10 protein-coding genes are annotated in these 12,024 nt (G+C 57.4%); 6 read left to right on the top strand and 4 right to left on the bottom strand.

Annotated elements, in window-relative coordinates; all coding sequences use genetic code 11:
• Positions 1-64: 64 nt before the first annotated feature.
• From potA to potD, 4 genes are read left to right on the top strand one after another with little or no spacing between them, the layout of a single operon-like run.
• Positions 65-1,177, top strand: a complete 1,113-nt coding sequence (gene potA, locus MWH02_RS03660) for a spermidine/putrescine ABC transporter ATP-binding protein PotA (protein WP_271459911.1) — start codon at positions 65-67, stop codon at positions 1,175-1,177.
• Positions 1,161-2,021 carry a spermidine/putrescine ABC transporter permease PotB gene (potB, locus tag MWH02_RS03665; RefSeq protein WP_271459912.1) on the top strand — a complete coding sequence of 287 codons (861 nt, stop codon included), beginning with the start codon at positions 1,161-1,163 and terminating at the stop codon, positions 2,019-2,021. Before potA ends, potB begins: the two co-directional genes overlap by 17 nt.
• Positions 2,018-2,791: a spermidine/putrescine ABC transporter permease PotC gene (gene potC, locus MWH02_RS03670; protein ID WP_271459913.1), complete on the top strand. Its 774-nt coding sequence runs from the start codon at positions 2,018-2,020 to the stop codon at positions 2,789-2,791. The genes potB and potC overlap by 4 nt, the downstream gene beginning before the upstream one ends.
• Positions 2,792-2,801: 10 nt before the next feature.
• Positions 2,802-3,845: a spermidine/putrescine ABC transporter substrate-binding protein PotD gene (potD, locus tag MWH02_RS03675; RefSeq protein ID WP_101760815.1), complete on the top strand. Its 1,044-nt coding sequence runs from the start codon at positions 2,802-2,804 to the stop codon at positions 3,843-3,845.
• Positions 3,846-3,954: 109 nt separating this feature from the next.
• On the opposite strand, the gene cobB is transcribed toward potD, so the two are convergent.
• The 4 genes from cobB to lolC form a co-directional block, all read right to left on the bottom strand.
• Positions 3,955-4,788 carry a Sir2 family NAD+-dependent deacetylase gene (gene cobB / locus MWH02_RS03680; protein WP_101760816.1) on the bottom strand — a complete coding sequence of 278 codons (834 nt, stop codon included), beginning with the start codon at positions 4,786-4,788 and terminating at the stop codon, positions 3,955-3,957.
• Positions 4,789-4,885: 97 nt separating this feature from the next.
• Entirely contained in the window at positions 4,886-6,130 is a 1,245-nt protein-coding gene (gene lolE / locus MWH02_RS03685) for a lipoprotein-releasing ABC transporter permease subunit LolE (RefSeq protein WP_192413639.1), read from the bottom strand.
• Entirely contained in the window at positions 6,130-6,831 is a 702-nt protein-coding gene (gene lolD / locus MWH02_RS03690; RefSeq protein WP_008103026.1) for a lipoprotein-releasing ABC transporter ATP-binding protein LolD, read from the bottom strand. The genes lolE and lolD overlap by 1 nt, the downstream gene beginning before the upstream one ends.
• Positions 6,824-8,023, bottom strand: coding sequence for a lipoprotein-releasing ABC transporter permease subunit LolC (gene lolC, locus MWH02_RS03695; protein WP_101760818.1), 1,200 nt, complete (start codon positions 8,021-8,023; stop codon positions 6,824-6,826). The genes lolD and lolC overlap by 8 nt, the downstream gene beginning before the upstream one ends.
• A 229-nt stretch (positions 8,024-8,252) precedes the next feature.
• On the opposite strand from lolC, the gene MWH02_RS03700 reads away from it, so the two are divergent.
• Entirely contained in the window at positions 8,253-8,462 is a 210-nt protein-coding gene (locus MWH02_RS03700; RefSeq protein WP_271459914.1) for a hypothetical protein, read from the top strand.
• 104 nt (positions 8,463-8,566) lie between these two features.
• The gene (gene mfd, locus MWH02_RS03705; protein ID WP_271459915.1) at positions 8,567-12,010 is read left to right on the top strand and encodes a transcription-repair coupling factor; all 3,444 of its coding nucleotides are present in this window, start codon (positions 8,567-8,569) and stop codon (positions 12,008-12,010) included.
• Positions 12,011-12,024: the final 14 nt, after the last annotated feature.

Consider the following 12,024-nt stretch of genomic DNA (forward strand, 5'->3'; position numbering starts at 1 on the left):
TCACAGCAAGCGGCCACCAGCGGCTATGCTGTAACCTGATTCACCATCAGACTGAGTGACTAAAATGACGCAAACACGCGCGCCTGCGCTGGTTACGCTTTCTGGCATCAGTAAAGCTTTTGATGGCAAAACCATCATCTCTGACTTTGACCTGACCATCCGTCACGGCGAGTTCATCACGCTGCTTGGCCCTTCCGGCTGCGGAAAAACCACCATTTTACGCCTGATTGCCGGGCTGGAAGCGGCCGATCGCGGTCATATCACTCTTGATGATAACGACATCACCGATCTGCCCGCCGAGCATCGCCACATTAACACCGTGTTTCAGAGCTACGCGCTGTTCCCGCACATGTCGGTGTTTGAGAACGTCGCCTTTGGCCTGCGCATGCAGAAAACCCCGGCGGCGGAGATCACCACGCGCGTTAACGATGCGCTGGCGATGGTACAACTGGAGAGTTTTGCCGATCGCCGTCCGCATCAGCTTTCGGGCGGTCAGCAGCAGCGCGTGGCGATTGCGCGCGCGGTGGTCAATCGCCCGAAAGTGCTGCTGCTGGACGAGTCGCTGTCGGCGCTGGATTACAAACTGCGGCGCCAGATGCAAAACGAGCTCAAAGCGCTACAGCGTAAGCTTGGCATCACCTTTGTGTTTGTGACCCACGATCAGGAAGAGGCGCTGACCATGTCCGATCGTATCGTGGTAATGCGCGATGGCCGCATCGAACAGGATGGCACGCCACGCGAGATTTACGAAGAGCCCGCCAACCTGTTTGTGGCGCGCTTTATTGGCGAGATTAACGTGTTCGATGCCGAGGTGCTGAACAGCGAACATGCGCCTACAATCCGCGCGCGTGTGGAAGGCCTTGAATGCACGCTGCAATGTGATTTCCCGGTCTGCGTCGGCGATAAACTGCACGTGCTGCTGCGCCCGGAAGATCTGCGCGTTGAAGAGATCGATCACGACAGCCGCAGCGACAATCTGATCGGCTTCGTGCGCGAGCGCAACTATAAAGGCATGACGCTGGAGTCTACTGTTGAGCTGGAGAACGGCAAGCTGCTGACGGTGAGCGAGTTCTTTAACGAAGACGATCCCGATTTTGATCACTCGCTGAACCAGAAAATGGCCGTCAGCTGGGTCGCCAACTGGGAGGTGGTGTTGCCGTATGAAGTTGATGCGTAACCGCCTGCAGAAAGTCATTGTTGCCCTGATCGTCAGCTGGCTCACGCTGTTTGTGCTGCTGCCTAACCTGATGATTTTCGCCACCAGCTTCCTGACGCGCGATGATGCGCATTTTGTCAGTATGGCCTTCACCCTCAATAACTACACGCGGCTGCTCGATCCGCTCTACGCTGATGTGCTGCTGCACTCGCTGAATATGGCGTTGATCGCCACGCTGTGCTGCCTGCTGCTCAGTTATCCGTTTGCCTGGTGTCTGACGAAACTGCCGGCGCGCCTGCGTCCGCTGATGCTGTTCCTGCTGATTGTGCCGTTCTGGACCAACTCGCTGATCCGTATCTATGGTCTGAAAATCTTCCTCAGCACGCGCGGCTGGCTGAATGAATTTTTGCTGTGGCTTGGGGTGATCGATAAACCGTTTCGCATCATGTACACCTCGGAAGCGGTGATTCTGGGGCTGATCTACATTCTGCTGCCGTTTATGGTGCTGCCGCTCTACTCCAGCCTGGAAAAGCTGGATAAATCCTGCCTCGAAGCGGCGCGCGATCTTGGCGCGAACAAAGTGAAAACCTTTTTGCGCATCATTCTGCCACTTACCATGCCGGGCATTGTCGCCGGTTGCCTGCTGGTGTTTATCCCGGCGATGGGCTTGTTCTTTGTAGCGGATTTGCTGGGCGGCGCGAAAAACCTGTTAATTGGCAACGTGATCAAGAGCCAGTTCCTGAATATCCGTGACTGGCCGTTCGGTGCTGCCACCAGCATTGTGATGACGCTGCTGATGGGGCTGATGCTGCTGGCTTACTGGCGCGCAGCGCGTATGCTGAATAACAAGGTGGAACTGCAATGATGGCGCGCTGGTTACGTGGCGGCTTCATGGCCGTGATTTATGCCTGGTTTTATATCCCGATCATCATTCTGATCGTCAACTCCTTCAACCGTTCGCGTTTCGGCATTAACTGGCAGGGCTTCAGCACGCAGTGGTATCGCATGCTGATGAATAACGACAGCCTGATTCAGGCGGCACAACATTCATTGCTGATGGGCGTGCTCTCTGCCAGCTGCGCCACGATTATCGGCTCGCTGACCGCCGTCGCGCTCTATCGCTATCGCTTCCGTGGTAAACCGTTCGTCAGCGGCATGCTGTTTGTGGTGATGATGTCGCCGGATATCGTGATGGCGATTTCGCTGCTGGTGCTGTTTATGCTGCTGGGCATTTCGCTGGGCTTCTGGTCGCTGCTGTTCTCGCATATCACCTTCTGCCTGCCGTTTGTGGTGATCACCGTCTATTCACGCCTGAAAGGGTTTGATGTGCGCATGCTGGAAGCCGCCAAAGATCTCGGTGCCAGCGAACTCACCATTTTGCGCAAAATTCTGCTGCCGCTGGCGCTGCCGGCGGTCGCAGCAGGTTGGCTGCTGAGCTTTACGCTGTCGATGGACGATGTCGTGGTATCGTCGTTCGTCACCGGCCCGAGCTTCGAAATTTTGCCGTTAAAAATCTATTCGATGGTGAAAGTTGGCGTGTCACCGGAAGTGAACGCGCTGGCGACAATTTTGCTGCTGCTGTCGCTGCTGTTGGTGGCGCTCAGTCAGCTGTTGCTCCGTGATAAAACCAAATAGAGGATAATCGATGAAAAAGTGGTCTCACTGGCTGGCGGCTGGGGCGCTAGCATTGGGCATGCAGAGCGCGCAGGCGGACGCCGGCAAAACGCTCTACTTCTATAACTGGACCGAATACGTGCCGCCGGGACTGCTGGAGCAGTTCACCAAAGAGACCGGCATCAAGGTGATTTACTCCACCTACGAATCCAATGAAAGCATGTATGCCAAGCTGAAGACCTGGAAAGATGGCGCCTACGATTTGGTGGTGCCTTCAACCTACTTCGTCGCCAAAATGCGTAATGAAGGCATGCTGCAAAAGATCGATAAAACCCAGCTCAGCAACTTCAAAAACCTCGATCCTAACCTGCTCAACAAGCCGTTTGATCCTAACAATGATTACTCGATCCCCTATATCTGGGGCGCGACCGCCATTGGCATCAACACTGACGAAGTGGATGCCAAAAGCATTACCCGCTGGGCCGATTTGTGGAAGCCTGAGTATAAGCAAAGCCTGCTGCTGACCGACGATGCGCGTGAAGTATTCCAGATGGCGCTGCGTAAGCTGGGCTATTCGGGCAACACCCGCGATCCCAAGCAGATCGAAGCCGCTTATGAAGAGTTAAAAAAGCTGATGCCGAACGTGCTGGCGTTTAACTCCGATAATCCAGGAAATCCGTTTATGGAAGGCGAAGTGAACGTTGGGATGATCTGGAACGGTTCCGCCTACGTGGCGCGCCAGGCAGGCACGCCGCTGCAGATTATCTGGCCGCAGGAAGGCGGGATTTTCTGGATGGATAACCTGGCGATTCCGGCCAATGCGAAAAACCGTGAAGGCGCGCTGAAGCTGATTAACTTCCTGCTGCGTCCGGATGTGGCGGCACAGGTGGCGGAAACCATCGGCTATCCCACGCCAAACCTGGCAGCGAAGAAGTTACTGCCACAAGAAGTGGCCAGCGATCCTTCGCTTTATCCTGCTGAGGATGTGATCAAAAACGGCGAGTGGCAAAACGATGTCGGTGACGCCAGCGTGCAGTATGAGACGTTGTTCCAGAAGCTGAAGGCGGGACGTTAACTCTCTGCGGCTTCCCCTCGCTCTGCCCTCTCTCGCAAGCGGGAGAGGGTTCCGTCTAGCCCCTTCTCCCTCTGGGAGAAGGTTGGGATGAGGTAAAGCGCGCACAAATCTACTTATACAACCCACGCAAAAACGTATGCACAAACTCCGGCACCACTTCGCTTGCTAAGCCGTAATGACGCTCGGCAAACTCATTGCCGACCTGGCTCGGTTCCAGATTCAGCTCCACAGTATGCGCGCCCTGCAGTTTCGCTTCGTGGACAAAACCGGCGGCGGGATAGACATGGCCCGACGTGCCAATGGCGATAAACAGATTCGCCTGCTCAATCGCCTGATAAATCTCTTCCATCCCCAGCGGCATTTCGCCGAACCACACGATGTGCGGGCGCAGCATGGCCGGGAACTGGCAGCAGGTGCAGCGATCGTCCGCGGTTAAATCTTCGGTCCAGTCCAGCACTTGTCCACTGCTGACGCAGCGCACTTTCAACAGTTCACCGTGCATATGCAGCACGCGCTGGCTGCCGGCGCGTTCGTGCAGGTTATCGATATTCTGCGTCACCAGCAGGAAGTTATCGCCCAGCACCTGCTCCAGTTCCGCCAGCGCTTTGTGCGCGGCGTTGGGCTGAATTTCTGGCTGCTGCAGCTGTTGACGCCGCGCGTTGTAAAACGCCTGCACCAGCGCCGGATTGCGTTGAAAACCTTCCGGCGTGGCGACATCTTCAACGCGATGCTCTTCCCACAAGCCATCGGCGGCGCGGAAAGTGCGAATACCGGATTCGGCGGAGATCCCCGCGCCAGTCAGCACCACCACGCGCGGTTGCGGATGCGCGGCCAGTTCAGCTTTGCGATCGCGCTCGAAGATGCGCTGCCGAAAGCGCTGATGCACCTTGCGGCGGTTTTTTTTGTCGCGGGCGAGTCGTAGGCGGCGGCGCGGTATGCGCATAAAAGCTCCTTATCTGCGGCGTTTATTGCCGCGCATCGGGGATTTTTCGGGCTACTCTGCCCGATAATAGCAGCCGCACAGCGGCTGCGTTTTATCTTTACTGACCGCTGAGTACGCGGGCCGGATCGATACGGCTGGCGCGTCGTGCCGGATACCAGCTGGCAATCAGGCTCAGGACAATCGCGGTGGCCAGCACCGAAATCACATCAATCCAGTGCAGTTCGGACGGCAGGAAATCGATAAAGTAGATATCGCCTGCCAGCAGCTGATGCCCGGTCAGGTGCTCAAACACGCGCATCACCGGCGTGAGATTGAGCGCTACCAGCACGCCGACCACCACGCCGCTGACGCTGCCGAGCAGGCCCGCCAGCAAGCCGTACCAGATAAAGATGGCGCGGATCAAACCATCTTTGGCCCCCAGCGTGCGCAGTACCGCGATGTCGCTGCTCTTGTCTTTAACCGCCATCACCAGCGTCGAAACGATGTTGAAGCAGGCCACGCCAATCACCAGCACCATGGCTAAATACATAATGGCGCGAATCATCTGGATGTCACGGTACATGTAGCCGTAAGTGCCAATCCAGCTCTTAATGTAGACGTAAGAGTGCGTCACTTCACCGGCGTCATGTATCAACTTCTGCGCCTGGAACGGGTCATTCATCTTCAGCGCAATACCGCTGACGCTGTCGCCCATATCCAGATATTTCTGCGCATCGGCCAGCGGCACCAGCGCCAGGCTGTGATCGAGCATGCCGCTCAGTTGCAGCACGCCGCTGACCTGCAGACGAATACGTTTTGGCTGCAGCAGCTTATTCTCGCCATCATTATTGGGGATCATGATGGTGATCCAGTCGCCCTGTTTCACATTGAGCGATTTAGCGATGCCGCCACCCAGAATGATTTGCTGTTTACCAGCCGCGAACTGCGACCATGCATCTCCGGCCACAAAGCTCGGCAAGGCGCTAAGACGCGCTTCCTGCTGCGGATCGACGCCTTTCACCTGCAGCGCCTGCAGCTTTGCGCCGCTCTCAATCAGCCCGGTGAAGTTGATATAGGGCGCTGCGGCGGCAATGCCGGCCACCTGCTCAATCGGCGCGATCATCGGTTGCCAGTTACGGAACGGCTGATTCACCGGCTCGATTTCACCGTGCGGTACCACCGCCAGAATGCGGTTATTCAGCTCACGCTCAAAGCCGTTCATGGCGCTCAGGCCGATGATCAGCACCGCCACGCCCAGCGCAATGCCGATGGTGGAGATGATGGAGATCAGCGAGACCATGCCACCACGCCGCCGACCGCGGCTAAAACGCAGCCCGAGCAGCAGGGATAATGACGAAGCCATCAGATCACTCCCAGCGTCAGTTGGTCGCTCAGCTCACCGTCGCGCATTTCCATCTGGCGGCTCAGGCGTTTCGCCAGCTGCAGATCGTGCGTCACTACCAGAAAAGCGGTGCCCTGTTTAACGTTCAGCTCGCCGAGCAGTTCAAAAATCGCGTCGGCGTTGCGCGCATCGAGGTTACCGGTAGGTTCATCGGCCATCACCAGCCGCGGACGATTCACCAGCGCGCGGGCAATCGCCACACGCTGACGTTCACCGCCCGACAGTTCAGAAGGCCGATGCGCAGCACGTTTTTCCAGCCCGACCGCCGCCAGCATTTCACGCGCGCGTGATTCCGCTTCCGCTTTGCCAATTTTGCCAATCAGCAGCGGCATCGCCACGTTCTCCAGCGCGCTAAAATCCGGCAGCAGATGGTGGAACTGATAGATAAAGCCCAGCTCGCGGTTGCGTAGCTCGGCTTTCGCGGCCGACGACATCGCATTCAGCGATTTACCATCGAAAATCACATCGCCTGACGTCGGCGCATCCAGACCGCCAAGCAGATGCAGTAAGGTACTTTTACCCGAACCGGAGCTGCCGACAATCGCCGTCAGTTCACCCGGCTGCAGGCTGAAAGCCACATTGCGCAGCACATCGGTCTGCACGCTGCCTTCCTGATAGCGTTTGCATAGGTCACGACACTGCAACAAAGGAGTATTACTCATAACGTAAAGCCTCAGCGGGTTGGACGGCGGCAGCGCGCCACGACGGATAAAGGGTAGAAAGTAGCGCGACGGCCATTGAGACCAGCGCAATGGTGATCACCTGCAACACGTTGATGTCGACCGGCAGCGCCGCGCCATCAAGGAACAGACCAATCACCGGCATCAAATTATTCAGTTGGCTGGCAAGCAGCACGCCAAGCACGGTGCCCAGCAGCGCGCCAATAATGCCCGCGCTGGCGCCCTGCACCATAAACACCGCAACAATCTGGCGACGGGTTAAACCCAGCGTTTGCAAAATGGCCACTTCGCCCTGCTTCTCCATGATCAGCAGGCCCAGCGAGGTAATGATATTAAAAGCCGCCACCGCGATGATCAGGCTCAGCAGCAGCCCCATCATGTTTTTTTCCATGCGTACCGCCTGGAACAGATCGCCTTTGCGTTCGCGCCAGTCTTTCCACGTCAGGCCCTCCGGCAGTTTCTGCTGGCTGAGCGCATCAACGCTTAACGGCTTATCCAGCCACAAACGCCAGCCGGTGATGTTGCCGAGCGGATAGCGCATCACGCGTGACGCATCCTGCTGATTGACCAGAATTTGATAGCCATCCACTTCGCTGTTGGCGGCATAGGTGCCAGCCACAGTGAAAATACGCTGGCTCGGCAAACGTCCTACCGGCGTGAACTGGCTGACCGATGGCACCATCAGACGCAGCTGATCGCCGCGCTTCACGCCCAGCTGTGCAGCCAGCTGTTCACCGAGGATGACGTTGTACTGGCCCGGCTGCAGCACGCTTTGTTGGGTGTTGACGAGGAATGGCGTCAGCGGATCCTGTTCGTCGGGATTGATGCCGAGCATCACGCCGACCGAGACGTTACGCGCGCTTTGTAGCACCACATCAGCGGTGGTCAGCGGTGCGATGCGCTTAACCCCTTGCAGTTGGAGATTATCGGCGGGCAACGCCTTGGGACTGATGCTGCCTTTTTCGCTGGTGATCAGCGCCTGCGGCATCAGGCCGAGGATATTGCCTTCCAGCTCGCGCTCAAAGCCATTCATCACCGACAACACGGTGACCAGCGCCAGCACGCCGAGCGTGATGCCGATAGTTGAGAGCCAGGAGACGAAGCGACCAAAGCGGTCTGAGGCACGTCCACGCATGTAGCGTAAACCGATGAATAACGCGACTGGTTGATACATGAGATCCGTCTTGGCAGTTGCCTGAAAATAAGTAGTGGGATGATAAAGGAGGCGTCCCCTTTATGAAACCTCTAACCCTCTGAGTCTGCGGCAAAGTTGTGTCAAAAACCGTCCCAGCCAACGCTTATGCATAAAATTGCGACAAATTAATGATGTTATTTGTACGTTTATTCGTCATTGGCTGGCGTAGACTTAAAGGTGAATTACCGTAGGCGACGAGGAGTACACCATGTTCAAGTTCCCCAAAAGCAGCATTGTTAAGCATAAATCGGGTGAAATTAAAGGCGAGATCGTCAACGTTTTTGAACAGGGAGATGCGCCAACCGGCTATTACGTGAAGTGGGACGACGGCAACCACAGCTACCATCTGGAGAAAGAGCTGTCCTGGGCCAATATCGACCGCCCACGTATGCACTACACACAGCAATCGAGTAAGTAGCTCAACCGGCAAAAGTGTGAGAAATCGCACCACGACAGATGATCCTCAGGGCGGATTATGGAATGATGACGCCCTGTAATCCAAGGAGAGAATGTCGAGATCCCATGTCGGAACAGAGTCGTTATACCCTGCCAGTCAAAGCCGGCGACCATCGCCAGCTCGGCCAGCTCGTCGGCGCCGCGCAAGCGCTTGAGTGCGCCAGCATCACCGAACGCCACAGCGGTCCGGTGTTGATGATTACCCCGGATATGCAATCTGCCCTGCGTCTGCAGGAGGAGATTCGCCAGTTCACCGATCTGCCGGTCACCCATCTCGCTGACTGGGAAACGCTGCCCTACGACAGCTTCTCGCCGCATCAGGACATCATCTCAGCTCGCCTCTCCACGCTGTATCAACTGCCCAACTTAACGCGCGGTATGCTGATTATGCCGGTCAACACGCTGATGCAGCGCGTATGTCCGCACAGCTTCCTGCACGGCCATGCGCTGGTGATGCAGCAAGGGCAAAAGCTGTCGCGCGATGCGCTGCGCGATCAGCTGGAGCAGGCCGGTTATCGCCACGTCGATCAGGTGATGGAGCACGGTGAATACGCCACGCGCGGTGCGCTGCTCGATCTGTTCCCGATGGGCAGCGACCAACCTTATCGCATCGACTTCTTTGACGATGAGATCGACAGCCTGCGTCTGTTTGACGTCGATACGCAGCGCACGCTGGAGGCGGTCAACGCCATCAACCTGTTGCCGGCGCATGAATTCCCCACGGATAAAGCCGCCATCGAGCTGTTCCGCAGCCGCTGGCGCGAAACCTTTGACGTACGGCGCGAGCCGGAGCATGTCTATCAGCAGGTGAGCAAAGGCACGCTGCCCGCCGGTATCGAATACTGGCAGCCGCTGTTCTTTGAGCAGGCGTTGCCGACGCTGTTCAGCTATCTGCCCGCCAATACGCTGCTGCTCAACAGCGGCGATTTGCTGGCCAGCGCCGAGCGCTTCTGGCTTGACGCCAACGCGCGCTTTGAGAATCGCCGTATCGATCCGATGCGCCCGCTGCTGGAGCCGGTCACGCTGTGGCTGCGTCCCGACACGCTGATGAGCGAACTGAAAGCCTGGCCGCGCATGCAGTTAAGCAGCGAGACGCTGCCGGAAAAAGCAGCGAATACCAATCTCGGTTATCAGCCGCTGCCGGAATTGACGGTGCAGGCGCAGGCCAAAGCGCCACTCGATCTGCTGCGTCAGTTCCTTGAACAATTCAGCGGTCAGGTGATTTTCTCGGTTGAGAGTGAAGGCCGCCGTGAAAGCCTGCAAGAGCTGTTGGCGCGCATTAAACTGCGTCCACAGGCTATCGATCACTTTGATCAGGCCGCCAATCAGCCGCTTAGCCTGATGATTGGCGCCAGCGAGCGCGGCTTTATCGATACGCAACGCCAGCTGGCGTTGATCTGCGAAAGCGATCTGCTTGGCGAGCGCGTCAGTCGTCGTCGCCAGGATAATCGCCGCACCATCAATCCTGATGTGCTGATCCGCAACCTCGCCGAGCTGCATCCTGGCCAGCCGGTGGTGCATCTGGAGCACGGCGTTGGGCGTTATATCGGCCTGACCACGCTGGAAGCCGGCGGCATCGTCGCTGAGTATCTGATGCTCTCCTATGCGGGCGACGCCAAGCTGTACGTGCCGGTTTCATCACTGCATCTGATTAGCCGCTATGCCGGTGGCGCGGATGAAAACGCGCCGCTGCATAAACTTGGCAGCGATGCCTGGTCACGCGCGCGGCAGAAAGCTGCTGAGAAAGTGCGCGACGTGGCGGCAGAGCTGCTGGATATTTACGCTCAGCGCGCAGCCAAAACCGGCTTTGCCTTTAAGCACGATCGCGATCAGTATCAGCTGTTCTGCGAAGGCTTCCCGTTTGAAACCACGCCGGATCAAGGCCAGGCGATCAACGCGGTGCTGAGCGACATGTGTCAGCCGCTGGCGATGGATCGTTTGGTGTGTGGCGACGTCGGCTTTGGTAAAACCGAAGTGGCGATGCGCGCTGCGTTTCTGGCGGTTGAGAACGCCAAACAGGTCGCGGTGCTGGTGCCCACCACGCTGCTGGCGCAGCAGCATTACGACAACTTCCGCGATCGTTTCGCTAACTGGCCGGTGCGCATTGAGATGCTGTCGCGCTTCCGCACCGCCAAAGAGCAGAGTCAGGTGCTGGAACAGGCGCGCGAGGGCAAAGTCGATATTCTGATTGGCACCCATAAGCTGCTGTCGAACGACCTGAAGTGGCACGATCTCGGCCTGCTGATTGTCGATGAAGAGCACCGCTTTGGCGTGCGTCATAAAGAGCGGATCAAGGCGATGCGCGCCGATGTCGATATCCTGACGCTCACCGCCACGCCGATTCCGCGCACCCTGAATATGGCGATGAGCGGCATGCGCGATCTGTCGATTATTGCCACGCCACCGGCACGACGCATGGCGGTGAAAACCTTTGTGCGTGAGTACGACAGCCTGGTGGTGCGCGAGGCAATCCTGCGTGAAGTGCTGCGCGGCGGCCAGGTTTACTATCTCTACAATGACGTAGAGAACATCGAGAAAGCGGCGCAGCGATTGGCCGATCTGGTGCCGGAAGCGCGCATTGCCATTGGTCACGGTCAGATGCGCGAACGCGATCTCGAGCGGGTGATGAATGATTTCCACCATCAGCGCTTTAACGTGCTGGTGTGTACCACCATCATCGAAACCGGTATCGACGTACCCAGCGCCAACACCATTATCATCGAACGCGCTGACCACTTTGGTCTGGCGCAGCTGCATCAGCTGCGTGGCCGCGTGGGACGTTCGCACCATCAGGCCTATGCGTGGCTGCTGACGCCGCATCCAAAAGCGATGACCACTGATGCGCAAAAACGTCTGGAAGCTATCGCGTCGCTGGAAGATCTTGGCGCCGGTTTTGCGCTGGCAACCCACGATCTGGAGATCCGCGGCGCGGGTGAGCTGCTCGGCGAAGATCAGAGCGGCCAGATGGAAACCATCGGCTTCACGCTGTATATGGAGCTGCTGGAGAACGCGGTCGATGCGCTGAAGGCGGGCCGCGAGCCGTCGCTGGAAGATCTCACCAGCAATCAAACCGAAATTGAACTGCGTATGCCTGCCCTGCTGCCAGATGATTTTATCCCGGATGTGAATACTCGCTTGTCGCTCTACAAGCGCGTGGCCAGCGCCGCCGATGAGCAGGATTTGGCGGAACTGAAGGTTGAGATGATTGACCGCTTCGGCACGCTGCCGGATGCCGCGCGTAATCTGCTGGATGTTGCCGGGCTGCGTTTAGTGGCGCGCGAGTTGGGGATTCGTAAGATTGAAGCCAGCGACAAAGGCGGATTCTTCGAGTTTGCGCCGCAGAATCGGGTTGATCCGGGCTGGCTGATTGGCCTGCTGCAGAAAGATCCTCAGCAATGGAAGCTGGATGGCCCAACGCGATTGAAGTTCACCCGCGATATGGCGGACCGGAAAATCCGTATGGAGTGGGTGCAGGGATTTGTCAGCGAGCTGGCGAAAAACCGGGTTTAGTGGATATCCGCATG

Source organism: Pantoea leporis, assembly GCF_028048155.1.
Taxonomy (GTDB): Bacteria; Pseudomonadota; Gammaproteobacteria; order Enterobacterales; family Enterobacteriaceae; genus Pantoea; species Pantoea leporis.

Coding starts and splice junctions, on each gene's coding strand:
- potA (WP_271459911.1), top strand. CDS start 65: ATGACGCAAACACGCGCGCCTGCGCTGGTTACGCTTTCTGGCATCAGT.
- potB (WP_271459912.1), top strand. CDS start 1,161: ATGAAGTTGATGCGTAACCGCCTGCAGAAAGTCATTGTTGCCCTGATC.
- potC (WP_271459913.1), top strand. CDS start 2,018: ATGATGGCGCGCTGGTTACGTGGCGGCTTCATGGCCGTGATTTATGCC.
- potD (WP_101760815.1), top strand. CDS start 2,802: ATGAAAAAGTGGTCTCACTGGCTGGCGGCTGGGGCGCTAGCATTGGGC.
- cobB (WP_101760816.1), bottom strand. CDS start 4,788: ATGCGCATACCGCGCCGCCGCCTACGACTCGCCCGCGACAAAAAAAAC.
- lolE (WP_192413639.1), bottom strand. CDS start 6,130: ATGGCTTCGTCATTATCCCTGCTGCTCGGGCTGCGTTTTAGCCGCGGT.
- lolD (WP_008103026.1), bottom strand. CDS start 6,831: ATGAGTAATACTCCTTTGTTGCAGTGTCGTGACCTATGCAAACGCTAT.
- lolC (WP_101760818.1), bottom strand. CDS start 8,023: ATGTATCAACCAGTCGCGTTATTCATCGGTTTACGCTACATGCGTGGA.
- MWH02_RS03700 (WP_271459914.1), top strand. CDS start 8,253: ATGTTCAAGTTCCCCAAAAGCAGCATTGTTAAGCATAAATCGGGTGAA.
- mfd (WP_271459915.1), top strand. CDS start 8,567: ATGTCGGAACAGAGTCGTTATACCCTGCCAGTCAAAGCCGGCGACCAT.